This is a genomic window from Rugosimonospora africana (genome assembly GCF_016862975.1).
Lineage (GTDB): Bacteria > Actinomycetota > Actinomycetes > Mycobacteriales > Micromonosporaceae > Rugosimonospora > Rugosimonospora africana.
The window spans coordinates 136,691-161,411 of sequence record NZ_BONZ01000015.1; the positions used below are offsets into that span (position 1 = coordinate 136,691).

25 protein-coding genes are annotated in these 24,721 nt (G+C 72.6%); 18 read left to right on the forward strand and 7 right to left on the reverse strand.

Annotation, left to right across the window (positions count from 1 at the left end; genetic code table 11):
* Window positions 1-9: 9 nt before the first annotated feature.
* A complete protein-coding gene (locus tag Raf01_RS08795) occupies window positions 10-1,110 on the forward strand; it encodes a D-alanine--D-alanine ligase family protein (RefSeq protein ID WP_239133470.1) in 1,101 nt (366 codons plus the stop codon).
* Window positions 1,111-1,164: 54 nt separating this feature from the next.
* On the opposite strand, the gene Raf01_RS08800 is transcribed toward Raf01_RS08795, so the two are convergent.
* Window positions 1,165-1,725, reverse strand: coding sequence for a DUF3515 family protein (locus Raf01_RS08800; protein WP_203917246.1), 561 nt, complete (start codon window positions 1,723-1,725; stop codon window positions 1,165-1,167).
* Window positions 1,726-1,959, reverse strand: a complete 234-nt coding sequence (locus tag Raf01_RS08805) for an Lrp/AsnC ligand binding domain-containing protein (RefSeq protein ID WP_203917396.1) — start codon at window positions 1,957-1,959, stop codon at window positions 1,726-1,728.
* Window positions 1,960-2,044: 85 nt separating this feature from the next.
* Between Raf01_RS08805 and Raf01_RS08810 the strand changes: the two genes are divergently transcribed.
* Together Raf01_RS08810 and Raf01_RS08815 are read left to right on the forward strand one after the other, a co-directional pair.
* Window positions 2,045-2,986: a thiamine-phosphate kinase gene (locus Raf01_RS08810; RefSeq protein ID WP_203917247.1), complete on the forward strand. Its 942-nt coding sequence runs from the start codon at window positions 2,045-2,047 to the stop codon at window positions 2,984-2,986.
* A 23-nt stretch (window positions 2,987-3,009) separates the two neighbouring features.
* Window positions 3,010-3,477: a GNAT family N-acetyltransferase gene (locus Raf01_RS08815; protein ID WP_203917248.1), complete on the forward strand. Its 468-nt coding sequence runs from the start codon at window positions 3,010-3,012 to the stop codon at window positions 3,475-3,477.
* 202 nt (window positions 3,478-3,679) lie between these two features.
* Here Raf01_RS08815 and rpmB read toward each other — a convergent pair whose 3' ends face one another.
* Window positions 3,680-3,871, reverse strand: coding sequence for a 50S ribosomal protein L28 (gene rpmB, locus Raf01_RS08820; protein ID WP_203917249.1), 192 nt, complete (start codon window positions 3,869-3,871; stop codon window positions 3,680-3,682).
* Window positions 3,872-4,068: 197 nt separating this feature from the next.
* On the opposite strand from rpmB, the gene Raf01_RS08825 reads away from it, so the two are divergent.
* From Raf01_RS08825 to mutM, 12 genes are all read left to right on the forward strand, one after another.
* Window positions 4,069-5,004: an NAD-dependent epimerase/dehydratase family protein gene (locus Raf01_RS08825; RefSeq protein ID WP_203917250.1), complete on the forward strand. Its 936-nt coding sequence runs from the start codon at window positions 4,069-4,071 to the stop codon at window positions 5,002-5,004.
* Window positions 5,005-5,122: 118 nt separating this feature from the next.
* Window positions 5,123-6,868 carry a DAK2 domain-containing protein gene (fakA, locus tag Raf01_RS08830; protein WP_203917251.1) on the forward strand — a complete coding sequence of 582 codons (1,746 nt, stop codon included), beginning with the start codon at window positions 5,123-5,125 and terminating at the stop codon, window positions 6,866-6,868.
* Window positions 6,865-9,078 carry an ATP-dependent DNA helicase RecG gene (gene recG, locus Raf01_RS08835; RefSeq protein WP_203917252.1) on the forward strand — a complete coding sequence of 738 codons (2,214 nt, stop codon included), beginning with the start codon at window positions 6,865-6,867 and terminating at the stop codon, window positions 9,076-9,078. The genes fakA and recG overlap by 4 nt, the downstream gene beginning before the upstream one ends.
* Window positions 9,075-9,629: a 16S rRNA (guanine(966)-N(2))-methyltransferase RsmD gene (rsmD, locus tag Raf01_RS08840; protein ID WP_203917253.1), complete on the forward strand. Its 555-nt coding sequence runs from the start codon at window positions 9,075-9,077 to the stop codon at window positions 9,627-9,629. Before recG ends, rsmD begins: the two co-directional genes overlap by 4 nt.
* A complete protein-coding gene (coaD, locus tag Raf01_RS08845; RefSeq protein WP_203917254.1) occupies window positions 9,626-10,117 on the forward strand; it encodes a pantetheine-phosphate adenylyltransferase in 492 nt (163 codons plus the stop codon). The genes rsmD and coaD overlap by 4 nt, the downstream gene beginning before the upstream one ends.
* Window positions 10,118-10,307: 190 nt before the next feature.
* A complete protein-coding gene (locus tag Raf01_RS08850; protein ID WP_203917255.1) occupies window positions 10,308-10,802 on the forward strand; it encodes an ATP synthase subunit B family protein in 495 nt (164 codons plus the stop codon).
* Between the two features lie 73 nt (window positions 10,803-10,875).
* Window positions 10,876-11,496: a YceD family protein gene (locus tag Raf01_RS08855; protein ID WP_203917256.1), complete on the forward strand. Its 621-nt coding sequence runs from the start codon at window positions 10,876-10,878 to the stop codon at window positions 11,494-11,496.
* 2 nt (window positions 11,497-11,498) lie between these two features.
* Window positions 11,499-11,672 (forward strand): 50S ribosomal protein L32, encoded by a 174-nt coding sequence (gene rpmF / locus Raf01_RS08860; protein ID WP_203917257.1) that lies wholly within the window; start codon window positions 11,499-11,501, stop codon window positions 11,670-11,672.
* A gap of 15 nt (window positions 11,673-11,687) precedes the next feature.
* A complete protein-coding gene (locus Raf01_RS08865) occupies window positions 11,688-12,698 on the forward strand; it encodes a phosphate acyltransferase PlsX (RefSeq protein ID WP_203917258.1) in 1,011 nt (336 codons plus the stop codon).
* A 4-nt stretch (window positions 12,699-12,702) separates the two neighbouring features.
* Window positions 12,703-13,587, forward strand: a complete 885-nt coding sequence (rnc, locus tag Raf01_RS08870) for a ribonuclease III (protein ID WP_203917259.1) — start codon at window positions 12,703-12,705, stop codon at window positions 13,585-13,587.
* Window positions 13,584-14,756 (forward strand): mannosyltransferase family protein, encoded by a 1,173-nt coding sequence (locus tag Raf01_RS08875; RefSeq protein WP_203917260.1) that lies wholly within the window; start codon window positions 13,584-13,586, stop codon window positions 14,754-14,756. Before rnc ends, Raf01_RS08875 begins: the two co-directional genes overlap by 4 nt.
* A gap of 13 nt (window positions 14,757-14,769) precedes the next feature.
* Window positions 14,770-15,630, forward strand: a complete 861-nt coding sequence (mutM, locus tag Raf01_RS08880) for a bifunctional DNA-formamidopyrimidine glycosylase/DNA-(apurinic or apyrimidinic site) lyase (protein WP_203917261.1) — start codon at window positions 14,770-14,772, stop codon at window positions 15,628-15,630.
* A 90-nt stretch (window positions 15,631-15,720) separates the two neighbouring features.
* On the opposite strand, the gene Raf01_RS08885 is transcribed toward mutM, so the two are convergent.
* The 3 genes from Raf01_RS08885 to Raf01_RS08895 form a co-directional block, all read right to left on the reverse strand.
* Window positions 15,721-16,707 (reverse strand): hypothetical protein, encoded by a 987-nt coding sequence (locus tag Raf01_RS08885; protein ID WP_203917262.1) that lies wholly within the window; start codon window positions 16,705-16,707, stop codon window positions 15,721-15,723.
* Entirely contained in the window at window positions 16,704-18,251 is a 1,548-nt protein-coding gene (locus Raf01_RS08890; RefSeq protein ID WP_203917263.1) for a DUF3492 domain-containing protein, read from the reverse strand. Before Raf01_RS08890 ends, Raf01_RS08885 begins: the two co-directional genes overlap by 4 nt.
* 77 nt (window positions 18,252-18,328) lie before the next feature.
* Window positions 18,329-19,033: a CAP domain-containing protein gene (locus Raf01_RS08895; protein ID WP_203917264.1), complete on the reverse strand. Its 705-nt coding sequence runs from the start codon at window positions 19,031-19,033 to the stop codon at window positions 18,329-18,331.
* Between the two features lie 333 nt (window positions 19,034-19,366).
* Between Raf01_RS08895 and Raf01_RS08900 the strand changes: the two genes are divergently transcribed.
* The 3 genes from Raf01_RS08900 to Raf01_RS08910 all read left to right on the forward strand — a co-directional run bounded on the left by Raf01_RS08900 (window position 19,367) and on the right by Raf01_RS08910 (window position 23,982).
* A complete protein-coding gene (locus Raf01_RS08900) occupies window positions 19,367-19,555 on the forward strand; it encodes a hypothetical protein (RefSeq protein WP_203917265.1) in 189 nt (62 codons plus the stop codon).
* A gap of 204 nt (window positions 19,556-19,759) precedes the next feature.
* Window positions 19,760-23,359 (forward strand): chromosome segregation protein SMC, encoded by a 3,600-nt coding sequence (gene smc, locus Raf01_RS08905; RefSeq protein ID WP_203917266.1) that lies wholly within the window; start codon window positions 19,760-19,762, stop codon window positions 23,357-23,359.
* Window positions 23,356-23,982: an HAD-IA family hydrolase gene (locus tag Raf01_RS08910; protein WP_203917267.1), complete on the forward strand. Its 627-nt coding sequence runs from the start codon at window positions 23,356-23,358 to the stop codon at window positions 23,980-23,982. The genes smc and Raf01_RS08910 overlap by 4 nt, the downstream gene beginning before the upstream one ends.
* On the opposite strand, the gene Raf01_RS08915 is transcribed toward Raf01_RS08910, so the two are convergent.
* The gene (locus Raf01_RS08915; protein WP_203917268.1) at window positions 23,954-24,682 is read right to left on the reverse strand and encodes an SDR family NAD(P)-dependent oxidoreductase; all 729 of its coding nucleotides are present in this window, start codon (window positions 24,680-24,682) and stop codon (window positions 23,954-23,956) included. The two genes, Raf01_RS08910 and Raf01_RS08915, sit on opposite strands and share 29 nt — an antisense overlap.
* Between the last annotated feature and the right edge of the window lie 39 nt (window positions 24,683-24,721).

Below are 24,721 nucleotides of genomic sequence, written 5' to 3' on the forward strand. Positions count from 1 at the left end.
GTCACCGGGGTGACGAGCCCACGAAAGATCCGCGTCGCCATCGTCTTCGGCGGTCGCAGCCCTGAGCACGCCATCTCCTGTGTCAGCGCGGGAAGCATCCTCGGTGCCCTGGACCCGGACGAGTACGAGACGGTACCGGTCGGGATCACTCGTGAGGGTCAGTGGGTCCTCACTGACGGTAGTCGGGAGCACCTGGCCATCTCGGGTGGCGAGCTGCCCGAGATCACCGCGGGGTCCGGTGCCGCCGTGGTACTTCCCGGCGACCCGACCGCGAACGGCCTGATGGTGGTGGACGCGGCGGACGGCACCCGTGCGCTCGGCGATGTCGACGTGGTCTTTCCCGTGCTGCACGGTGCCTACGGCGAGGACGGCACCATCCAGGGGCTGCTGGAGATGGCCGGCATCCCGTACGTCGGCGCGAACGTCTTCGCCTCCGCCGCCGCGATGGACAAGGAATTCACCAAGAAGCTCGCGGTGTCCGAAGGCATCCCCACTGGGCCGTATGTCGTGCTGCGAGCCGGTCAGTCCCTGTCCGCCACCGACCGGGAAAAGCTCAAGCTGCCGGTGTTCGTCAAGCCGGCCCGGGCCGGTTCGTCCTGCGGCATCACGAAGGTCGACGACTGGGCCGACCTGGACGAGGCCGTCGCCACCGCTCGCGCGATCGACCCGAAGGTGCTCATCGAGGAGGGCATCACCGGGCGCGAGGTCGAGTGCGGGGTGCTCGAGGGGGAGTACGACGGCACCCCGGAGGCGTCGCTGCTCGCCGAGATCCGGGTACAGGGCGATCACGACTTCTACGACTTCGAGGCGAAGTACCTGGACGGGTCCAGCGAGTACGACATCCCGGCCAACCTGCCGCCCGAAGTGAGCCGCCAGGTCCAGGAGTACGCCTGCCGGACCTTCGCCGCCCTGGACTGCGCCGGGTTGGCCCGGGTGGACTTCTTCGTCACGCCCGAGCTGGACATCTACCTCAACGAAATCAACACGATGCCCGGGTTCACCAGCACGTCGATGTTCCCGAGGATGTGGGCGGCCACCGGCCTGGAGTACCCGAAGCTGGTCTCCCGCCTGATCCGCACCGCCCTGCGCCGGGGCTCCGGCCTGCACTGACGGGTCCGGACCGGGACGGCCAACCGCCGACGCCGGTGTCCGGCCGGGGGTGGCTCAGCCCGTGACGTCCTGGCAGCCGGTCGGCAGGCCGCTCGTGACGGTCGGCTCGGCCGCCGCCACCGGATTCGAGAACTCGATGACCAGCTGGCCCGGCTGGTCGTACCCGTTGGGCACGGTGATCCGTACCGGTACCGAGCGGCCCAGCGTCGTCCAGGTCGAGGAGTGCTTGCCGGTCTGGGCGTACCAGCAGACGTTGGACAGCGGATAGACGGTGGCCGTCGCCGGGACGGCCGGTTGCGGGCCGGCGTCGCAGCCGAGGGTGATGGCCGGGTCCCCGTACGCGGCGTTCTGCTCCGGGCCGGCGGTGACCGGCCGGCGCTGCTTGCCCTGGATCTGGCCGGGCAGCTTGGCGATCAGCGCCCGGCAGATCGTGGCAGGCTGGTCGGCCAGCGCGGGCGCCGCCATCGGCACCGGACTTGTGGCCTGGGGGCCGGGGGTGGCCGAGCCGACGTGGCCGCTCAGCACCTTGAACGCGACCAGGCCGACAACCAGGGCGATCGGCACCGCGACGAACGCGGCGAGCCGTGCGGCACCGCGGGTTGCCTGGTCAGCCATCTACAGTCGCACCACCGAACAGGTGAGGGTGCGGGTGATCCCGGGGACCAACTGCACCTTGCTCACAATCATGTTTCCCAGCTCATCGACGGTGTGGGCCTCGGTGAGCACGACGACATCGTACGGCCCGGTCACCGCGTCGACCCGGACGACCCCGGCAATATCCGTGATGGTCGCGGCCACGTCGCGTGCCCTTCCCACCTCCGTCTGGATGAGGATGTACGCCTGGACCACGTCACGCCCCCTCTTCACGGCAAGCTCGCAGGTTGCCGTGAAACTACCGCAAGAGCCCGAGCACGTGGAGAGGAGAATTTCGTCGATGAGCGTCGCTGAGTCCGGCGAATTCGGGTTGATCGCCCGGATAACTGCCCGGTTGGGCGCCCAACCCAGCACGATTCTCGGTCCGGGGGATGACGCGGCGATCGTGGCCGTGCCCGACGGCCGGGTGGTCGCCTCGACCGACGTACTGGTCGAAGGCCGGCATTTCCGTCGCGACTGGTCATCGGCGCTCGACGTCGGCCACCGGGCCGCCGCGGCGAACCTGGCTGACATCGCGGCCATGGGCGCGGTACCCAACGCCCTCCTGGTGGCCTTCTGCGGGCCGCCGGACCTGGACGTGCGCTGGGCCGAGGAGTTGACCGACGGGCTCGCCGCCGAGGCCGAACGGGCCGGTGCCGCCGTGGTCGGCGGGGACATCTCGGCCAGTCCAGTGCTCACCGTCGCGGTCACCGCGCTCGGCGACCTGCGGGGGCGCGAGCCGGTGCTGCGGTCCGGCGCGCGGGCCGGCGACACCGTCGCGCTGGCTGGCCGGATCGGGTACGCAGCGGCCGGGTACACGGTGCTGTCGCGGGGCTTCCGGACGCCGAAGGCGCTGGTCGAGGCGTACCGCCGGCCGGCCGTGCCGTACTCCGCCGGGCCGGCCGCGGCCGAACTCGGCGCGACCAGCATGATCGACGTGTCGGACGGGTTGCTGGCCGACGCTGGGCACGTGGCCAGCGCCAGCCGGGTGGTGCTCGACATCGACCGGGACGCCTTCGCGATCCCCGAGCAGATGCGCGACGCGGCGGCGGCGCTCGGCGTCGACCCGTACAGCTGGATCCTGACCGGTGGCGACGATCACGCCCTGCTGGCCACATTTCCGCCGGGTGTCGAGCCGCCCGAACTGTTCCAGATCATCGGCAGCGTGTCCGAGGGCAGCGGGGTGACCGTGGACGGTAAGCCGTACGGGGACGGTCCGCTGGGCTGGGAGCATTTCCGCTGATCGGGCCCCGTACCCTTGGGCCAGTGAGTGAGCTGAAGATCGTTCCGACGGGGTACCTGGACCCCGTCGCCCGTACCCTTGTCAGCGCGGCCATGGCCGACCTCTCCGACCGGTACGGCGGCACCGGCGACGACACCCCGGTCGATCCGGCGCAGTTCGATCCGCCCCGGGGAGCCTTCCTCGTCGCCTGGCTCGACGGCGAGCCGGTCGCCTGTGGCGGCTGGCGCACGTTTCACTTGGACGGCGACGCCGCCGAGATCAAGCGGATGTTCACTCTGGCCTCGGCCCGGCGCCGGGGCGTCGCGATGGCGGTGCTGCGCGCGGTCGAGGAGTCGGCCAAGGCGGCCGGCCGCACCCGGGCCATCCTGGAGACCGGCGGCCTGCAGCCCGAGGCGATCGCGCTCTACGAGAGGGCCGGGTACCGGCTGATCGACAACTTCGGCTATTACAAGGACGAACCGGACGTCCGGTCCTACGGCCGGGATCTCTGAGCCGGCCCTGGCGGCGCGGCCCTCGCAGTGCCTGGCCCGGCGGCGTGGCCTGCCGCAGGTGAATCGCCGCCGGCCCGCTGGGTTGTCGCGTGAGGTCCGGCGCCACAGATCGCCGCCGGCCCGCTGGGGTTACCCGTCAGGGCCGGCAGCACAAATCGCCGCCGGCCCTCAGGACCGGCGGCGATGGGATGTCAGCGCGGCGTCAGCCGCGGACGACCTTGCCCGCCTTCAGGCAGGACGTGCACACCTGCAGGCGCTTGGTGTTGCCGCCACCGGCCGGGGTACGCACGGTCTGGATGTTGGGGTTCCAGCGCCGGTTGGTCCGCCGGTGCGAGTGGGAAACGTTGTGGCCGAAGCCCGGCCTCTTGCCACATACGTCGCACACGCTAGCCACGGGAATCTCCTGGATTGGTTGTCCTGGTCGCCGGGCAACCCGCCGGGCAACCTGTCCAGGGTAACCGATGGCCCGGATGCCGGGCCAATCGACCGGGTGCGTCGATCCGGATCGATCTCCCGGCGCGGGTCTGTGTCCGTGGACACAGTCACACCATCATCGCCTGCTCCGTCCATCTCGCAACTGAAGGAGGAGCGATGAAGGTATTGCTGGCCGGGGCGTCTGGCGCGATCGGTGCCCCGCTCACCCGGATGCTGATCGAGGCGGGACACGAGGTGCTCGGGCTGAGCCGGAGCGAGGCGAGTGGCCGGCGGCTGCGCGAGCTGGGTGCCACCCCGCTGCTCGCGGACGCGATGGATCGGGAGGCGCTGCTGCGTGCCGTACGGGGCCAGTCCGCCGATGCGGTGATCCATGAGCTGACGGCGCTGAAGCGGCCGCCGTCCCGGCACAAGGACCTCTTCGGTACCGACAAGCTGCGCGTCGCGGGTACGGCCAACCTGCTGGCCGCCGCCCGGGAACTCGGCGCCACCCGGTTCGTGACCCAGTCGATCGTGTACGGCTACGGCTACCGGGATCACGGAACCCGACCGCTGACCGAGGCCAACCCGTTCGGGGAGCTGGACGGCAGCGCGTTCGACGCGCACGTACGGGCGATGGTGTCCACCGAGCAGCAGGCGTTCGAGGCGCCCGGGATCGAGGGAGTCGCGCTGCGCTACGGCGGCTTCTACGGCCCCGGTGCCGGTACCGAGGCGGTGGGCAAGCTGCTGCGCCGGCGAGCCTTCCCGGTACCCCGGAACGGGGGCGGGTACCTGCCGTGGATCTACCTGGACGACGCCGCCTCGGCGACGGTGGCCGCACTGGAGAAGGGCCGGGCGGGGCAGGCGTACAACATCGTGGACGAGCAGCCGGTACGGATCGGCGACTTCCTCGATGAGCTCGCCGTCGCGTACCGGGCGCCCAAGCCCATGCGGGTACCGGACGCCCTGCTGCGGGTCATGCCGTACGCGCACACGTTCGTCAACATGTCGATGCGGGTGTCCACCGACAAGGCCCGCCGTGAGCTGGGCTGGCAGCCCGCGGTGCGGACGTACCGGGACGGGATCGGCCTGATCGCCGAGGCAATGCGCGGATAGATCCTGTCCTGCCGGTCTTGCCGGACCGCGGCACCCCGCCGCGGGCCGGCCGGACGATCGGCGGACAGCGGCTCATCCTCGCGCGGGAAATGTCGGTCCTCCCGTTAACGTATGGGACGTGCTGGACAGCTTGGACGCCCCCGCCGTGCACCAGTGGTGCGCCGCGGGACTGGCGGCGCTGCGCCGGCACCAGGACGAGATCGACAAGCTCAACGTCTATCCGATTCCCGACGGTGACACCGGCACCAACCTGGTGCTCACCGTCGCCTCCGCGCAGCGGGCGCTCGCCGTCGAGCCGGAGGACGGCGGGGTGGACGCCGCCGGAGACGTCACGATGCTGGGCAGGGCGCTGCGCCGGATGGCGCGCGGCGCCCTGCTCGGTGCGCGGGGCAATTCCGGCGTGATCGTGTCTCAGATGCTCCGCGCGATCGCCGACGCGCTGGCGACCACCCCGGCCGCACGCGGGCATGCCCTGGCCGCCGCGCTCGATCGGGCGGCCGGCGCGGCCTGGGGCGCGGTCACCGCTCCGGTGGAAGGCACCCTGCTCTCGGTGGCCGGCGGTGCGGCCAGGGAGGCCGTCGACGACGGCTCGGACGAGTTGATCTCGGTGGCCCGGGCCGCGGCCCGCGGGGCGAGCCGAGCCCTGGCGCTCACGCCCAGCCAGCTCTCGGTGCTGGCCCGATCGGGCGTGGTGGACGCCGGCGGGCGTGGCCTGGTGGTCCTGTTGGAGGCGCTGGTCGAGGTGGTGAGCGGCACCGGGGCGCCCGATTCGCCGGACCCCGCGGAGGGGTCGGCCGGCCTTGGCGGCGTTCGGGCACCCGCTGGACGGCCAGCGGAGGCGGGCGAGCCGCCGGCAGCGGGCGCGGTCCCGGGCCCGAGGGTGCAACCGGACGCGGAGCCGGACTCGGCGCCGCACGGCCGGGCAGGTGCCGAGCACCGGCACGGTCCCGCCCGCGAGGCCGGTTCGCTGGAGTTCGGTTATGAGGTGCAATACCTGCTCGAGGCCCCGGACTGGGCCGTGGAGAGGCTGAAGTCGCGGCTGGCCACGCTCGGCGACTCGCTGGTGGTGGTCGGCGACGGCGAGGACACCTGGAACGTGCACGTCCACGTCAACGACGTCGGCGCCGCGATCGAGGCCGGGGTCGAGGCGGGGCGGCCATATCGCATCTCGGTCACCCGGTTCGAGGACCAGATCGGCGCGCCGGACCCGCGCCCCCGGGGCGCCGTCGTGGTGGCGGCGGGAGACGGCCTGGCCGAGCTGTTCCGTGCCGAGGGGGCGGTGATCGTCCCCGGGCCGGGGCCGTCGACCAGCGAGATCCTGGCCGCGGTGCGGGCCACCGCCGCCGGGCAGGTGGTGGTGTTGCCCGGCAGCCGGGCCACCCAGTCGGTCGCCGCGCTGGCCGCCGAGCAGGCGCGGATCGAGGGGATGCGGGTCGGTGTCGTGCCGACCCGGTCGCCGGTCCAGGCGCTGGCCGCGCTCGCCGTCCGGGACCAGGGGCGGCGGTTCGAGGACGACATGATCGCGATGGCCGAGGCGGTCGGCGCCTGCCGGCACGCGGAGGTGTGCCTGGCCAGCAAAGAAGCGGTGACCGTGGCCGGAGTGTGCCGGCCGGGCGACATACTTGGCCTGGTGGAGGGCGAGGTCAACCTCATCGGGCGGGATCTGTACGGCACGTGTCGCGACCTGCTCGACCGGCTGCTGGCCGGTGGCGGTGAGCTGGTCACGCTGTTGACGGGGACCGACGCGCCACCCGACCTGGGCCGGCTCCTGACCGAGCACCTGGGCCGGCGCTGGCCGTTCGTGGAGGTGCAGATGTTCGACGGTGGCCAGCCGCTGTACCCGCTCATGGCGGGCGTCGAATGACACAGCTCGACGATCCGCTGCGCAAGATCGTGGGGGAGAAGACAGCCAAGGCGCTCGCCTCGCACCTGGAGCTGGAGACGGTCGGCGACCTGCTGTACCACTTCCCCCGCCGGTACGACGAGCGCGGCGAGCACACCGACATCCGGTCGCTGACCATCGGCGAGCAGGTCACCGTGCTGGCCCAGGTGCACCGCACCTCCATCCGGCCGATGCGGGCCCGCCGAGGGCAGCTGCTGGAGGCGACCGTCGGCGACGACAGCGGCGGGCTGCTCACCCTGACGTTCTTCAACCAGGCGTGGCGCGAGCGTGATCTCAAGCCGGGCCGGTGGGGCATGTTCGCCGGGAAGGTGACCGAGTTCCGCGGCAAGCGGCAGCTCAACAGCCCCGACTACATGCTCCTGGACGACCGGGAGGGCGGCGAGGAGATCGAGGAGTTCGCCGGGGCGCTGATCCCGGTCTATCCGGCGGCGGCCGCCGTACCGACCTGGGTGATCGCCCGCTGCGTCCGGGTCGCGCTGGACACCCTCGAACCGCCGCCCGATCCGCTGCCCGCCACCCTGCGCGCCGAACGCCGGCTGATGGACCTGGGCGGCGCGCTGCGCCAGATCCACCGCCCGGAGAGCCGCCCCGCCCTGGAGACGGCCCGCAAGAGGCTCAAGTGGGGCGAGGCGTTCGCCGTCCAGGTCACCCTCGTCCAGCGCAAACTGCGCGCCCTTGACTGGCCGGCACGCCCCCGGCACCGTCGCGAGGACGGGTTGCTGGCGGCGTTCGACGAGCGGCTGCCGTACGAGCTGACCGAGGGTCAGCGCGAGGTCGGCGCCGAGATCGCGGCCGACCTCGACCGCCCGCACCCGATGCACCGGCTGCTGCAGGGCGAGGTCGGGTCCGGCAAGACGGTCTGTGCGCTGCGCGCGATGCTCCAGGTGGTCGACGCGGGCGGGCAGGCGGCGCTGCTGGCCCCGACCGAGGTGCTGGCCGCCCAGCACTACCGCGGCATCGCCGACCTGCTCGGACCCCTCGGCCACCGGCCCGCGGCCGGCGAGCTGAACTTCGACGACGGGGCAACCGACCCGGATGGGCCCGAGGCCACCCGCGTCTCGCTGGTCACCGGCTCGCTCAGTGCCGCCGCCCGGCGTGCGGCGCTGGCCGAGATCGCGTCCGGCGAGGCCGGCATCGTCATCGGCACCCACGCCCTGCTGTACGAGGGCGTCGACTTCGCCGACCTGGGTCTGGTCGTCGTCGATGAGCAGCACCGGTTCGGCGTGGAGCAGCGCGACGCCCTGCGGGCCAAGGCCGATCAGCCGCCGCACGTGCTGGTGATGACCGCCACCCCGATCCCGCGCACGGTCGCCATGACGGTATACGGCGACCTGGAGGTCTCCACGCTGACCCAGCTGCCCCGCGGGCGCTCACCGATCGCGTCCCACCTGGTACCGGCGGCGGACAAGCCGGCGTTCCTGGACCGCGCCTGGCAGCGCGTGCGCGAGGAGGTCGAGGCTGGGCACCAGGCTTACGTGGTGTGCCCCCGGATCGGCGAAGACGATCCGTCCGACCCTGGCGAAGCGGCCGACTCCGGCGAGGACGGCGACGAACGCCGGGCGCCGCTGGCCGTGCTGGAGGTCGCGCCGCTGCTGGCCGACGGGCCGCTGCACGGGCTGCGCATCGGGATCCTGCACGGACGGCTGCCGGCCGACGAGAAGGACGCGGTGATGCGCTCGTTCGCCGGCGGCGACCTGGACGTCCTGGTCGCCACGACGGTGGTCGAGGTCGGCGTCGACGTACCGAACGCGACCGTCATGATCGTTCTCGACGCCGACCGGTTCGGTGTGTCCCAGCTGCACCAGCTGCGCGGCCGGGTCGGCAGGGGGGCCGCTCCCGGCCTGTGCCTGCTGGTCACCGAGGCGTCCGAGGACAGCCCGGCCCGGGAACGGCTGACCGCGGTCGCGTCCACGCTCGACGGGTTCCAGCTCGCCGAGCTGGATCTGGAGCAGCGCCGGGAAGGCGACGTGCTGGGCGCGGCACAGTCCGGCCGCCGCTCCCACCTGCGGCTGTTGTCCCTGCTGCGGGACCGCGACCTGATCAGCGAGGCGCGCGCCGAGGCGATCGCGCTGCTGGAGGCCGACCCGGAGCTGGAGCGCCAGCCCGAGCTGCGCGAGTGGATCGCCTCACAGGTGAACGAGGAACGCGCGGAATACCTGGAGAAGGGGTGACCCGGATCGTCGCGGGCGTCTACGGCGGCCGGCGCATCGCCGCGCCGCCCGGACGGGATACCCGCCCCACCTCCGACCGGGTACGCGAGGCGCTGTTCGGGTCGCTCGGTCCACTGGACGGCGCCCGGTTCCTCGATCTCTACGCCGGTTCCGGCGCGATCGGCCTGGAGGCGGCGTCCCGGGGTGCCGAGCACGTACTGCTGGTGGAGAGCGATCCGAAGGCGGCCCGGGCAGCCCGGGAGAACGTCGCCCTGCTGGGCGCCGCGAAGCAGGTGAGCCTGACCACCGCCCGGGTGGCGCAGGTGCTCGCCGGTGGGCCGCCGGGGGCGCCCTATGACGTGGTGTTCGCTGACCCGCCGTACGCGGTCGGGGAGCGGGAGGTCACCGAGATGCTGGCTGGCCTGGTGGAGCACGGGTGGCTCGCGCCGGAGGCGGTGGTGGTGGTCGAGCGTTCCCGTCGATCGCCCGAGCCGGCATGGGTGCCGTGCATCACTGGCGAGCGCTCTCGGAGGTACGGCGACACGACCCTTTGGTACGGTCGCGGATCGTGAGGCGTGCGGTGAGCCCCGGCTCTTTCGACCCGGTCACGAACGGGCACCTGGACATCATCGACAGGTCGTCCAGGCTGTACGACGAAGTCATCGTCGCCGTCTTGATCAACACCTCCAAGCAGGGGTTGTTCACCGTCGAGGAACGGCTGGACATGCTGCGTGAGGTGACCCGGATCTACCCGAACGTGCGCGTCGAGTCGTTCCACGGGCTCCTGGTCGACTTCTGCCGGGCGCAGGGCGCCGCGGTCGTGGTGAAGGGCCTGCGGGCAGTCAGCGACTTCGACTACGAGCTCCAGATGGCCCAGATGAACACCGGGCTGGCCGGGGTGGAGACGCTGTTCATGCCGACCAACCCGCTGTATTCGTTCCTGTCATCGAGCCTGATCAAGGACGTGGCCAAGTGGGGCGGCGACGTGTCGCCGCACGTACCCGAGGGGGTCGCGCGCCGGCTGGCGGAGCGGCTCGCCCCGGGTACGCCGAACGGCTGACCCCATCCGGGCCCCGGCGACGGCAGCGGGGACGCATCATAGATCCGGCTCGGATTGGCGGGCGCGTCTTTGCCCGGACCGTCATGATGAGTCTGGCCGCAACCCAACCGCGCCCCGCCGGCCCGACCCGCCCGCCGGTCGGCGGTCACGGGACCGGTGCGGTACCCGCAGACCTGACAGGAGACCGCCGGTGGACCCGCTGGACCGCATCGACGAGATCATGGTGCTCGTGGAGAACGCGCGTTCGGTGCCGATGTCGCGCAACTGCATGCTCGACCGAACCGAGACGATCAACTTGCTCGACCAGCTACGCGAGGAGCTGCCCAGCGAGCTGCGCCGGGCCACGGCCCTGCTGGAGGAGCGGGACAAGATCCTCGAAGCCGGCCGGAACGAGGCGGAGCGGATCATCGCTGAGGGTGAGGCTGAACACTCCCGGCTGGTGTCGGTCAACGAGATCACGGTGTCCGCCGAGCACGAGGCGGCCCGCCTGATCAGCGAGGCCCGGTCCGAGGCGCAGCGGCTGCGTGAAGAGGTGGACGACTACGTCGATACCGCCCTGGCCAACTTCGAGCAGCTGCTGACCCGCTCGCTGGCCTCCATCGAGCGTGGCCGGGACAAGATGCACGCGCTGCGCGAGATCGGCTCGTTCATCCCCGATCAGGAGACCGGACCGCTGCCGCTGTAGCAGGGCCGATTCGACGCTCCCCGCCGACTCGGGTAACCTTCTTCGACGGCCCTCTACCGGCCGGAGCCTAACGATGCATGATCATTCGCCGAACCAACATCTCGACCCCCGGGCACCGCTGGTCCTCGACACGAGAGACCTGCCTCGCCGACCGGGGGCGATGCGTGTCGTCCAGCGGAAGGTCCCCGCACCGGCGGATCTCGGCCTGGAGCTGATCGGGGTGCCACAGGGCGCCGACCTCGACCTCGACCTGAGGCTAGAGTCGGTCTCTGAGGGCGTCCTCGTCTCCGGGACCGTCACCGCGCCGGTCAGTGGGGAGTGCGGGCGCTGCCTGCGTCCGATCAGCGAGACCTTGAGCGTCCCGATCCAGGAGCTGTACGCGTACGAGAACAGCACCACGGACGAGACGACCGAGGAGGACGAGGTCGGCCGGTTGCAGGGCGACCTGTTCGACCTGGAGCCGGCGTTGCGCGACGGAGTGGTGCTCGCGTTGCCCGCGAACCCGCTGTGCCGCGCGGACTGCCCAGGACTGTGCCCCGAATGCGGGGTGCACCGGGACGAGCTGCCGGCTGACCACAGCCACCAGCAGGTCGACCCGCGCTGGGCGGCGTTGAACAACCTGAACAACCTGATTGACAGCGCACCGACCGAGCAAGCTCGGGCCGCCCGCGGCCCGGATCACGAGGAGAACTAGCCGTGGCCGTTCCCAAGCGCAGGATGTCGCGCAGCAACACCCGGTCCCGCCGGGCGCAGTGGAAGACCACCGCGGTCGCCACCGTCGCCTGCCCGCAGTGCCGGTCGCCGAAGCTTCCGCACGCGGCGTGCACCGTCTGCGGCACGTACAACGGCCGCCAGGTCCTTGAGGTCTGATCCTGGCGACCAGGGGTGACGCGATCCGAGCGGTCAGGGACCGCGCGGATCGCCGTCGACCTCCTCGGCGGGGATCGCGCCCCCGCCGTCGTGGTTGACGGCGCTCTGCAGGCATGCGACGCCGACCCTGATCTACACCTTCACCTCGTCGGGCCACCTGATGTGGCGGACGAGGTCTTTGCCGCGTCCGCGCCGGGGATCCGGCGGCGGCTGACGGTACGGCCGGTCGACGGCGCCGTCGGCATGGCCGACGCACCCGCCCGCGCCGCGCGGCCGGACACGACCGTGAGCGCCTCGGTGTCCGCCGTGGCCGCCGGGGCGGCCGACGCCGTGGTTTCCGCCGGGGCCAGTGGGGCCATCGTGACCGCCGCGGTACTGGGGCTGGGCCGGGTACCCGGAGTGCGCAAGCCGGCGCTGGCCGCGATCGTACCGAGCCGGACCGGCCCGTTGATGTTGCTCGATGTCGGTGCCTCGCCGGACGCGTCCGCCGGGGTACTGGTGCAGCACGCCATCCTCGGCACCCGGTACGCGGTGGCCGTGCTGGGCCTGCCCGAGCCCCGGGTGGGGCTGCTGTCCATCGGTGCCGAGCAGGGCAAGGGCGACCGGCTGCGGCGTGCCGCCGACGATGCCCTGCGCGATGCCGTACCCGAGTACGTCGGCAACGTGGAGGGCAACGACGTGCCGCTGGGCGGTCGTGCCGACGTCGTGGTGACCGACGGATTCACCGGAAACGTCCTGCTCAAGGGCATCGAAGGTGCGTTCGCGCTGGCCGGAGGCGTGGCGCCGGACAGCGTGGCGCCCCGGGCGGCGGCGCTGCTCGGCGTCCGGGGCCAGGTGGTGGTCTGCCACGGGGCGGCGACCGGCGCCGACATCGCGTCCGGTATCGCCTTCGCCGCCCGGCTGCACCGGACCCGCGCACCAGCCGAGTTCGCCCCGGTGCCCCGGCTGGGTCTCGCCGGAGACGACAACAACCCGCCGCCGGACCCGGCACACGGCCGGGCGGCACTGACCTGGAGAAGAGGGTGAGTCGATGAAGGGCCGTCCACCGGTCGCCTTCCTGGAGGCCGCCTTCGGGGTGAGCCTGGATCCCGAGCTGTTGGAGCGGGCGTTGACGCATCGCTCGTACGCGTATGAGAACGGCGGGCTGCCGACCAACGAGCGACTCGAGTTCCTCGGCGACTCGGTGCTCGGCGTGATCGTCACGACCGCGCTCTTCAACGACCACCCCGACCTGCCCGAGGGGCAGTTGGCCAAGCTGCGGGCCAGCGTGGTCAACATGCGGGCGCTCGCCGAGGTGGCCCGGGGCCTGGGGCCGTACGGGCTGGGACCGTACCTGCTGCTGGGCAAAGGTGAGGAGACCACCGGCGGGCGGGACAAGGCGAGCATCCTCGCCGACACGCTGGAGGCCCTGCTCGGCGCGATCTACCTCCAGCACGGGCTGGACACCGCCGCCACCGTGGTCCACAAGCTGTTCGACCCGCTGATGATCGACGCGGCCGGCCGGGGTGCCGCGCTGGACTGGAAGACCAGCCTCCAGGAGCTGACCGCGAGCCGCGGGCTGGGTGTGCCGGAGTACCGGGTGGACGAGGCCGGTCCGGACCACGCCAAGGTGTTCACCGCGTGGGCGGTGGTCGCCGGTGTCCGGTACGGCGGTTCGGAGGGGCGCAGCAAGAAGGAGGCGGAGCAGCGGGCCGCCGAGACCGCCTGGCGTGAGCTGTCCGCCGAGGCGTCGGACGGTTCCGGCGACGGCAAGGTCGCCGGAGCGGGCGCGGCCGGGGTCGCCGGAGGGACTACCGGCGGATCTCTGGACGGCAAGGCCGGTTCTCTCGACGGTAAGGCTCTGGACAGCCGAGCCGGCGGGGCCAAGGGATCCAACGGCAGGGTACGCAGCGGGAAGGAGAACAGACCGGGATGATCGAGTCCGTTGACCGGACCGACACCTCGGCCGCTCCCGCGAAACGCGGGTTCCCGATCAATGGCCCCTGGCTCGCACTGCTGATCTATCTCGCCACCCGGGTCGCGCAGCTGGGCTTCATCGCCTGGATGGCGCCCGCGAACGGGCCGTCCATCAAGGGCCGGCTCCTCGCCTGGGACGGCGGCTGGTTCATCCGGGTGGCGACCGAGGGGTACCCGCACACCTACACGTACGACCCCAACAACGGTCAGATGCTCGGCAACGGGTTGGCGTTCTTTCCGCTGTACCCGGCGCTGATCCATGCCGTGCACTGGGTGGTGCCGAGTTACGACTGGGCCGCGATCGGGATCTCCTGGGTCGCCGCCGGGGCGGCTTCCGTGCTGCTCTACCGGTTCGGTACCGCCCTGCGCGACCGGCGCCTCGGGTACGCGCTGGTCGTGCTGTTCTGCGCGCAGCCGATGTCGGTGGTGCTGTCCATGGCGTACAGCGAGGCGCTGTTCAGCGCACTGGTGATCGCCGCGCTCTACGCCGCGTACCGGGAGAAGTTCCTCATCGCCGGCCTGCTCGGCCTGGGGGCGGGGCTGTGCCGCCCGACCGGGCTGGCCCTGGCGCTGGCCATCGCGGTGGCGGCCGGGATGGCCCTGCGTTCCGGTCGCGCCTCCGGGCCGGCCGCCTGGCGGGCCGTCGCCGGGTCCGCGCTGGCGCTGGCCAGCGTTCCGGCGTACCTGACCTGGGTCGGGGCACGGGTGGGGGACCTGGGCGCCTGGTTCACGATCCAGACGGCCGGCTGGGGTACCACCTTCGACTGGGGCGCCTCGACCCGGGACTTCCTGGCCACCGCGTTCCACCAGGGCAACGGCTGGGTGCAGATGAGCGTGGCGTTCATCCTGGTGGCCGCGACCGTCGCGGTGGTGCTCGCCGTGATGCGCCGGACCTGGTTGCCGCTGATCGTGTACGGGCTGCTCTCGTTCGCCCTCGTCGTCGGGCAGGCCGGGTACTACCATTCCAAGCCCCGGCTGATGATTCCGGTGCTGCTGACCCTGATCCCGGCCGGGTACGCCGCAGCCCGGGCGAAGCCGAGGACTGCCGTCCTGGCGCTGACCGCGTACGCCGCGTTCGGGCTCTGGTACGGCGCCTACATGATCACCGTTTGGCAGTACACGATCTGAGCGAGGCGGCAGCATGCCCGAGCTTCCCGAGGTGGAGACGGTACGGCAGGGGTTGGCCCGGTGGGCCGACGGCCGGCGGATCGTCGCGGTCGAGGTGCACCACCCGCGGGCCATCCGCCGGCACCTTCCCGGCTCCGAGCACTTCGCGGCCGTCCTGACCGGACGCACCATCGTCGATGTCCGGCGGCGCGGCAAGTACCTGTGGATCCCGCTGGACTCGGGCGATGCCATCGTGGCGCACCTGGGCATGTCCGGGCAGCTGCTGTTCCAGCCGGCCGCCGTGCCGGACGAGACACACCTGCGGGTCCGGCTCCGTTTCGCGGACGGCGACCCGGAGCTGAGGTTCGTGGACCAGCGCACGTTCGGCGGGCTCGCCGTGTCGGAGGGCGGTGCGGAGCTGCCCGCCGAGATCGCGCACATCGCCCGCGACCCGATGGATCCGCTGTTCGACGACGACGCGTTCGCGCAGGCGTTGCGGCGCAAGCACACCGAGGTGAAGCGCGCGCTGCTGGACCAGACCCTGATCTCCGGAGTGGGCAATATCTATGCCGACGAGGCGCTGTGGCGCGCGAAGCTGCATGGCGCCCGGCCGACCGACGCGCTGACCCGGCCGGCCGTGGCGCGGCTGCTCGGGCACGTCCGCGACGTGCTCGGCGAGTCGCTGAAACAGGGCGGTACCAGCTTCGACGCCTTGTACGTCAACGTGAACGGGGAGAGCGGCTACTTCGACCGGGCGCTCAACGTGTACGGACGGGAGGGCGAACCCTGCTACCGGTGCGGTACGCCGATCCGGCGCGAACCGTTCATGAACCGGTCGTCCTACTCCTGCCCCCGCTGCCAGCCCCGGCCCCGTCCCCGCCAGGCCACGCGGTAGCCGTCGCGCCGCAGCCTTTCGCGGCGCAGCCTTTCGCGGCGCAGCCTTCGCGCCGCAGTCTCTGCGCCGTGGCCACTGGGCCGTAGCCGCTCAGCCCGGCGAGGCGTCCGGGTCGAAGACCGCGTACGCGGCGATCACCAGTCCGGCGAGGTACCCGGCGGCCACCACGGCCACCCGTACCGGAGCGGGATGCACCAGCACCACGGACAGGCAGCACACCGCGGCCAGGGCGGTACCCGCGACCAGCCGCCGCCGCGCGGCGAGCACCAGCAGCACCGCGTACCCGCCGGCCACCAGCACCCCAACAGCCACCGCGAGCGGTCCGTCCGGGGCGGCCGGAGCCGGCAGCGGTCGCGGCAGGCTCACCGTGCCGGCCAGGGCGACCCCGGCCACCAGCGGAGGCGCCAGGACGGCCAGTGTCGCCCAGCCGAGTGCGCGCAGATGCCGCCGCCAGGCCAGGGCGCTGTCGTAGCTGACCAGTCCCCACCGCACGTGACCCCGGTGCCAGGCGGCCAGCAGCTCGGCCAGCGGTACGCCGAGCAACGCGGGCAGCAGCGCGGTCGCGCCCGCCCACCAGCCGGTACCGGCCAGGATGGCGACGGCGACCAACCGGATGCCCAGCAGCGACGGCCGGCGCAACCCCTGCCAGTCCCAGCGCACCGGCGCCGCCGCGTGCCGGCGCCGGTGCGGGCGTACCCACAGCCTGGCGTGCACCCGTTCGGCGAGCGCGAACACGTCGGACTCGCCGTACCGGCCGCGAGCCACCTGGTCGGTGATCCCGGACTCCTCCAGAAACGCGGCCACCTCGTCCTGGTCCACCACATCGGTGGCGCGCAGCCGGTCGACCAGCTCGTCGAGCCGGCCTCCGACCCCGCCGGCCCGATCGGACCGGCCGGTTCCGGTGGCGCTCCGGGTGCCGGCCGCCGGGGCCGGGAGCGCGTCACCGGCGGCTGCCGAGGCGGCCCGCAGGGTGCCGGTCCGGGGTGCGGGGGCCGTCGCGGCCGACCCGGGCGCCAGCGACGGCACGCGTCCGCCCGGCGTGCACGGCCGGAGCCGGCGCGTCGAGTCCATCGTCACGCCAGGACCCCGTCCCGCGCGGCCACCGAGTGACTGGTCTGACTCGGCGCGTCTGGCGCCGCGCCGCGACCCAGACCAGTCGGGCGACCAGTCTGGCTCGGCGCGTCTGGCGCCGACGGGGTTGGTCGCTGCGCCAGGACCCGCCCGTACTCGGTGCGGAACCCGTCGAGCATCGCGCCCAGCGAGAACAGGGTGCGGGCCCGGTGCCGGGCGGCGGTACCGTACTCCCGGCGCAGCCGCGCGTCGGTGAGCAGGTTGGCGCAGGCCGCCGCCAGCCGGTCCGGGTCCGCCGGCGGTACCACGAGCGCACCCATCCCGGCCATTGCGGCCAGGCCGCCGTTGTCGGTACAGACCGTGGCCCGGCCGCGGAGCATCGATTCGATCAGCGGGTACGGCATCCCGTCGCACCGTCCCGAGATCACCACGACGCGTGCCGCCGGGTACAGCTCCCGGCGGTCGGTCACCGAGCCGGTGAACGTGACCCGTTCTCCGGGCGGCAGCGAGCGTTCCGGCCCGGCGACGATCAGCCGGGCGTCCGGGACCGTCCCGCGCAGGGTGCCGAACGCCGCCAGGATCAGCGGCAGCTCGTCTTCGGGCCCGAACCAGACCACCGCCGGGTCGGCCGGTTCGTCACGCAGTTGCGGGTGCTCGCGCGGGTCCACGCCGGGCGGTACCACGCGCAACACCTCCCGTTCCGCGCCGTGGCGCATCGCCCAGCGCCGGGTCCGGTCAGTGGGCAGGGCGATCGCGTCGGCCTCGGCGTACCCGAGTCGGGTCAGGGCGCGCAGGAAGCGCAGCAGGAGCGCCCGCACCGCCGGCCGGCCGGCGGACTGGCCGATCAGGGGCGCGTGCAGGTACAGGTCGTGTTCGGTGAGCACGTACGGCACTCCCCGGCGCCACTTCTCGGCGAGCGCGACCAGGGTGGCCAGCCCACCGTTCGCGGCGTGGCACAGGTCCACCCCGGGTACCGGTACGCACAGCGCCCGTACCGCCCGCTCCAGCACGCGCGCGGTGACCTGGGCGTCGCGCAGCGCCGGCCAGGGCAGCCCGGTGCCGGGCGACCGGCCGGTCAGCCGGGCCACGGTGGTGGCCGGCCCGGCCCCGGCCCGCCAGGCGTCCAGCAGGATCGGAGCCAGCGGTACCCCGCCGAGCGGGTGGGTACCGTCGGCGGCGATCACGGCCAGCCCGCGCAGGCCGGAGCGGAACATCGCGGCGCTGTGCTGGCCGTCCTCCAGCATCCCCCGGCACAGCAGCACGGCGGCGTGCGTGCCGGCCCGGCGACGCCGGCGTGCGGCGGGGCCCCAGTCCGGTACGAGCGGCCGGCTGGCGAGCCAGACCGTGGTCGTCGTCATGCCGTCCGGTGTCGACTGGTCGGCCGGGGCCGGGGGTTCGGAACGGCCCCGGGGGCGCCGGGCGGTCGCGTCGAGCACGGTCACCAAGTGGAACCGGTACTCGCTCAGGCCGGTCGCGAGCCGTTGGCACCACGTGCCGATGGCCCCGTCCCGGTACGGGGACGTGCCCTCCCTGATCAACGCGACCCGCACGCTACGTTCACCCCATGAGGGGCAACGAGCCTCCCGGCCGGCCCGCACCGGTCAGCCGCGGGATAACTTTGCCGCCGTCAGTTCCCGAAGTCCTGCGTCCAGTACGCGGTGCCGTTCTTGGCCACCACGACACCGACGCCGACCGCCTTGGCGCCACAGTTGACGATGTTGGCGCGCTGCGCCGGATCGGCCAGCCAGGCCGTGATCGCCTGCTGGGCGGTCCGGTAGCCCTGGCCGACGTTCTCGCTGAGCGGATGCCGGTAGCCGGCCTTGCGGATCCGGTCCGCGAAGCTGCTGCCGTCGCTGCCGGCGTGGCCGACAAAGCCCTTCCTGGCCATGTCGTTGCTGTGCGAACGCGCCGCCGAGCGCAGATGGCCGTCGTTCTTGACCGGGTGGCAGCCGGCCTGGGACCGGGCCTGATTGGTCAGCGAGACCAGCTGGTTCTCCAGGTCGCTGGGCTTCGCGGTCGGCTTCCCGGTCGAGGTGACCGGCGGGAGCGAGGTCACCGGGCTCGCGGTGACCGGCGGGCTGGGTGAGCCGGCGGGAACGGGGACGGCCTTGCCCGGGGCCCCGCTGCTCACCGGCAACACGTCCGCCTTCGGGTGCGCGACCAGCGGCGGGAACACCGCGAACCCGATGCCCAGCACGACCAGCACGCCGGCGGCCAGTGCGGCCAGGATTATCGGATCCGGCCGTCGCCAACCGCCGCGGTGGGTGCCGGTCCGGCGGGGGTGAGCGGGATCGCCTCCGCCGATGAGCAGGGTTTCGCTCGGCTCTGTCACCGGCTTGAGTCCTCCGTGCCGTGGGTGGTGACTGTGCTCGCCTCCGCCAGAGAGCGGCTCCGGCTGCATCCGGGACGACGGTACGCGAGCCGCAGGGGGCGGGCAATCAGCGGCCTCGGAGAACGCGAGAGCGACAAATAGGGCCTATCGACCATCATGCCTACTCCTTGAGTCCATACGACTCAAGGTGAAACTTGACGTCGGATCGTGGACGGCGGAGTATGGGGGTTGTCGCCAGTCGCGCCCTGCCCTGCCTGTGCGCTTGTGCTGTGGCAGTGACAACTGGGCGCGCGTTGGCCGGCCACTTCCGGCGGCGCATTACAAGGAGACGATATGGCGAAGGCCCTCTTCGGCCACGTAGGCAGCGCGCCCGACCGGCGCTTGCTCGACGAGGTCACCCAACTGCGTGCCAAGGTTCGGACCCTGGAGTTCGAGGTCACTCGGCTGCGCGCCGAGAATGATCGGCTGGCGGCAGCCGAAGCCGACGAACTGCTGCGCTTGTCAGAGCCAGCGCTGACCTGACCCCCGGGTGCCGACCCCCGAACCCGGCACCAGTCGATCCACCAGCTCGCGGACAACTGCACACCCGGCGCGCCGATACCCTCCAGCAGGGTTCGGCGCGCATCACTTTGTCGCCCAGCGCGCCGTGCTCCGCGTACCGCGACCCCGTCCGGGGTACCCTCGCCAGGAATGACCCACTTCTGACCTGTAGAAACCCGGAGTCACGTGCACCTCAAGAGCCTGACGGTCAAGGGATTCAAATCCTTCGCGTCCGCCACCGCGATGAAGCTGGAGCCGGGAATCACCTGCGTGGTGGGCCCGAACGGTTCCGGCAAGTCGAACGTGGTCGACGCGATCGCCTGGGTGCTCGGCGAGCAGGGCGCGAAGGCGCTGCGTGGCGGCAAGATGGAAGACGTGATCTTCGCCGGTACGTCCGGCCGGGCACCGCTGGGCCGTGCCGAGGTCACCCTGACCATCGACAACGCCGACAACGCGTTGCCGATCGACTACACCGAGGTGTCGATCACCCGCCGGATGTACCGGTCCGGTGAGAGCGAATACGAGATCAACGGCGATTCCTGCCGTTTGCTGGACATTCAGGAGCTGTTGTCGGACTCCGGCATCGGCCGGGAGATGCACGTCATCGTCGGGCAGGGTCAGCTCGACGCGGTGCTGCACGCCAAGCCGGAGGACCGGCGGGCGTTCATCGAGGAGGCGGCCGGCGTCCTCAAGCACCGCAAGCGCAAGGAAAAGGCGCTGCGCAAGCTGGACGCGATGCAGGCCAACCTCAACCGGCTCACCGACCTGACCACGGAGCTGCGCCGCCAGCTCAAGCCGCTGGGTAAGCAGGCCGAGATCGCCCGGCGGGCGGTCGGCATCCAGTCCGACCTGCGCGACGCCCGGCTCCGGCTGCTCGCCGACGACCTGGCCACCCTGCGCGAGACGCTGGAGAAGGAGATCGCCGACGAGTCGGCCCTGCGCCAGCGGCGCGAGGAGGTCGAGGCCGAGCTGGGCTCGGTACAGGCCCGATTGGCAGCGTTGGAGACCGAACACGCCGCAGATGCCCCAATTCTCGCCCGGGCTCAGGAGACCTGGTACCAGCTCTCCGCGCTCCAGGAGCGGTTCCGCTCGTCGGAGCAACTGGCCAGCGAGCGGCTGCGGCACCTGTCGGCCACGCCGGACGACGAGCGCCCCGGCCGCGACCCCGACCAGCTCGCGGCCGAGGCGGAGAAGGTGCGCGCGCAGGAGAGCGAGCTGCGCGCCGCGCTGGAAGCGGACGAGGACCGGCTGGCCGAGGCCGTGGAGCGCCGGCAGGAGCTGGAGCGGCAGCTGGCCGAGGCCGAGCGGGCGCTGGTCGCCGCCGTGAAGGCGATCGCCGACCGGCGCGAGGGGCTGGCCAAGCTGACCGGGCAGGTCGACGCGGCCCGGACCCGGACCACCGCCGCCGAGGAGGAGATGTCCCGGCACGCGACCGCCTGGGCGGAGGCACGGGAGCGCGCCGAGCTGGCCGAAGGGCAGTTCGAGGCGGCTCAGGAGGAGTCCGACGGCCTGGCCGACGAGGACGCCGACCTGGTCGCCCGGCACGCGGAGGCCACCCAGGAACACGAAATGGCCCAGGCCAGGGCGCGTGAGCTGAGCGACGCCGAGCGCAAGGCGGAGCGCGAGGCATCCGAGTGGAAGGCCCGCGAGGAGGCGCTCGCGCTGGGACTGCGGCGCAAGGACGGCGCCGGTGCGCTGCTCGCCGCGACCGACCGGATTCCCGGGGTACTGGGCAGCGTGGCGGCACTGCTGGCGGTCGAACCCGGGCACGAGGCGGCGCTGGCAGCGGCTCTCGGCGCGTTGGCCGACGCCGTGGCGGTGTCCAGAGTGGACGACGTGACCGCGGCGGTCGGGCTGCTCAAGGAGCAGGACGCCGGCCGGGCCACCCTGTTCGTCGGCTCGCCCAGCAGCGGAGAGCTGGACGCCATCGTCGCGAACCGGCCGCCGCTGCCGGACGGCGCGGTGTGGGCGCTGGACGTCGTGCGCTGTGCCGAACCGCTGCGCCCCGCGCTGGCGCACGCGCTGGGCGACGTGGTGCTGGTACCGGATCTGACCGCCGCCCGTGACCTGGTGTCGGCTCATCCGCGGCTGCGCGGCGTGACCCCGGACGGCGACGTCGTCGGGGCCTGGGCCGCGGCCGGCGGTTCGGCGAAGGCGCAGAGCTACATCGAGGTTCAGGCCGCGGTCGACGAGGCGCGGCAGCGCCGCTCCGAGGCGAACGCCCGGTTGGAACTGCTGGGTGCGCAGCTGGAGGCGGCCCGGGCCGAGGTCGCCGAGCGCAAGGACGCGGAGACTGTGGCCGCCGCGGCCCGCCGGGAGGGGGAGAGCCAGCGCAACACGTTCGCCCGCCGGCTCGCCGAGCTGGGTGCCGCGGCCAGGTCGGCCCGCGCCGAGGCCGACCGGCTCGGCGCCGCCCGGACCAAGGCCGAGGCGGCTCGGGAGCAGGGGCTGAGCGCTCTGGCCGAACTCGAGGAGCGGCTGAGGCTGGCCGAGTCGGCGCCGATCGAGGACGACCCGTCCAGCGCCGAGCGTGACCGGCTGGCCGCCCTGGTGCCGCAGGCCAGGCAGAACGAGATGGAAGTACGCCTGGCCGTGCGTACCGCCGAGGAGCGGGTCGGCGCGCTGGCCGGCCGGGCGGACGCGCTGGCCCGCCAGGCGGCCGCCGAGCGTGCCGCACGGGAGCGGGCCGCCGCACGGCGCGCGGCTCGGGCCCGGGGCGCCCGGATCGCCGAGGCCGTCGCCGCCGGCGCCCGGATCGCGCTGGACCGCATCGGGGGCTCGCTCGAGGCCGCGGCCGCACAGCGCGACCAGGTCGCCGCGGCCCGGTCGGCGCGCGAGGCCGAGCTGTCCGAGGTGCGCGGGTCCGCGGGCCGGCTGGCCGGTGACCTGGAGCGGCTGACCTCGGAGGTACACCGCGACGAGGTGGCCCGCGCGGAGCAGCGGCTGCGCATCGAGCAGCTGGAGGCCAAGGCGGGCGAGGACTTCGCCATCGACGTGGAGACCCTGCTCGCCGAGTACGGGCCGGCGATCGACGTGCCGCCGACCGCGGCCGACCTGCTGGCCGCCGAGGCCGCCGGGAAGCCCGCTCCGCTGCCGGCACCGTTCGACCGGCCGACCCAGGAGAAGCGGGCCGCCAAGGCCGAGCGGGAGCTGGCCCTGCTGGGCAAGGTGAACCCCTTGGCCCTGGAGGAGTTCGCGGCGCTGGAGGAGCGGTACAAGTTCCTCTCCGACCAGCTGGAGGACCTGAAGAACACCCGCCGCGACCTGCTCACCGTGGTCAAGGACGTGGACGACCGGATCCTGGAGGTCTTCACCCTCGCGTACCACGACACGGCTCGCGAGTTCGAGGAGGTCTTCCGGGTGCTGTTCCCCGGCGGCGAGGGCCGGCTGATCCTCACCGACCCGGACGACATGCTCACCACCGGCATCGAGGTGGAGGCGCGACCGCCGGGCAAGAAGATCAAGCGTCTGTCGCTGCTGTCCGGCGGGGAGCGGTCGCTGACCGCGGTCGCCCTGCTGTGCGCGATCTTCCGGGCCCGGCCCAGCCCGTTCTACATCATGGACGAGGTCGAGGCCGCCCTCGACGACGTCAACCTGGGCCGGCTGCTCACGCTGATGCGGCAACTGCGGGACACCAGCCAGCTGATCATCATCACCCACCAGAAGCGCACCATGGAGATCGCCGACGCGCTGTACGGCGTGACCATGCGCAACGGGGTCACCGAGGTGATCAGTCAGCGTCTCGGCCGCGACGAGGACGCGGCCGAGGAAGCGGTCCTCGGATGAGGCCGAGCAGGCCGGTCGCCGCGGGCCTTCTGATCGACATGGACGGCGTACTGCGCCGGTGGGATCCCCGCGTACCTGTGTCGGTCGAGGAACGGTACGGGCTACCGGTCGGTACCTTGAGGCGCACCGCGTTCGCCCCGTCCAGGGTCACCCCGGCGGTCACCGGCCAGATCAGCCACGCCGACTGGATGAACGGCGTCGCGGAGGCGATCGGGGAGCCGGCCGCGGTGACCGAGTGGGAGACCTACCGCGGCGAGGCTGATCCGGAGGTGCTCGAGTTCGTCCGGGAGGTCAGGGCGGCCGGAATCCGGGTCGGCCTGGCCACCAACGCCACCGACCGGCTCGACGCCGACCTGGCTCTGCTCGGACTCGTCGGGGAGCTGGACGAGGTGATCAACTCCTCGATCGTCGGGTTCGCCAAGCCGGCAGCGAGCTACTTCGCCGCCGCGTGCGCGCGGCTGGGGGTACCGCCCCGGGAGTGCCTGTTCGTCGACGACTCGGAGCGGTTCGTCAATGGTGCCCGGGCGGCTGGCCTGTCCGCGTTCCGGTGGACCGGCCCGTCCGACCTGCCCTACCTGCGCGCCGCGCTCGGGCTCACCACGGTGTCGCCCCCGCCGAAGTGAGGAACGTACCGGTGGCCGGCGGTGCGCCGGTCGCCGCCCGTACCACCGCTTCGGCGCCCTGCGCCGCGGTCAGGTAGCCCCGATTCCCGTTGAGGTCCGTGGCGCAGTAGCCGGGTGAGACCGCGTTGACGGTGATGCCGGCCTCGCGCAGCTCGTTCGCGTACATCACGGTGACCGCGTTGAGCGCGGCCTTCGACGCGCAGTACCCGAGAAGATCCGGACCCATCTCCGGGCGGTCCGGATCGGCCAGCAGGCGGACCGAGCCGAGCGGGCTGGACACGTTCAGCACCCGGGCCGGCCGGGACCGGCGCAGTAGCGGCAGCATCGCGCGGATGACCCGGACCGCGCCGAATACGTTGACCTCGAACGTCTCCCGCACCTCGCCGGCGGTCAGCGCGGAGGCCGGCCGGCCCCGGTCGAGGCTGATCCCGGCGTTGTTCACCAGCAGGTCGAGCCTGCCGGCCTCGGCAGCGATCCGGTCGGCCGCGGCGGACACCGAGCGGTCGTCGGTGACGTCCAGCGCGACGTACCGCACGTCGGCGCCCGGTCGCCCGGTCGACAACTCCTCGGCCGCCTGCCTGCCCAGTTCGTCGTCCCGCGCCCCGAGGTAGACGGTGTGGCCGGCGGCGGACAGCAGCCGGGCGGTCTGCTTGCCGATTCCCTTGTTGGCGCCGGTGACCAGCGCAATCGTCGTCGTCATGGAGCAAGTTCAGCAGCACGGACAGGCGTGATGGAAAGA

Bases quoted from the DNA above. Each gene is read 5' to 3' on its own strand.
- Raf01_RS08800 (WP_203917246.1), bottom strand. From the start codon at position 1,725: ATGGCTGACCAGGCAACCCGCGGTGCCGCACGGCTCGCCGCGTTCGTC.
- Raf01_RS08810 (WP_203917247.1), top strand. From the start codon at position 2,045: ATGAGCGTCGCTGAGTCCGGCGAATTCGGGTTGATCGCCCGGATAACT.
- Raf01_RS08825 (WP_203917250.1), top strand. From the start codon at position 4,069: ATGAAGGTATTGCTGGCCGGGGCGTCTGGCGCGATCGGTGCCCCGCTC.
- recG (WP_203917252.1), top strand. From the start codon at position 6,865: ATGACACAGCTCGACGATCCGCTGCGCAAGATCGTGGGGGAGAAGACA.
- Raf01_RS08855 (WP_203917256.1), top strand. From the start codon at position 10,876: ATGCATGATCATTCGCCGAACCAACATCTCGACCCCCGGGCACCGCTG.
- rnc (WP_203917259.1), top strand. From the start codon at position 12,703: ATGAAGGGCCGTCCACCGGTCGCCTTCCTGGAGGCCGCCTTCGGGGTG.
- Raf01_RS08875 (WP_203917260.1), top strand. From the start codon at position 13,584: ATGATCGAGTCCGTTGACCGGACCGACACCTCGGCCGCTCCCGCGAAA.
- mutM (WP_203917261.1), top strand. From the start codon at position 14,770: ATGCCCGAGCTTCCCGAGGTGGAGACGGTACGGCAGGGGTTGGCCCGG.
- Raf01_RS08900 (WP_203917265.1), top strand. From the start codon at position 19,367: ATGGCGAAGGCCCTCTTCGGCCACGTAGGCAGCGCGCCCGACCGGCGC.
- Raf01_RS08910 (WP_203917267.1), top strand. From the start codon at position 23,356: ATGAGGCCGAGCAGGCCGGTCGCCGCGGGCCTTCTGATCGACATGGAC.
- Raf01_RS08915 (WP_203917268.1), bottom strand. From the start codon at position 24,682: ATGACGACGACGATTGCGCTGGTCACCGGCGCCAACAAGGGAATCGGC.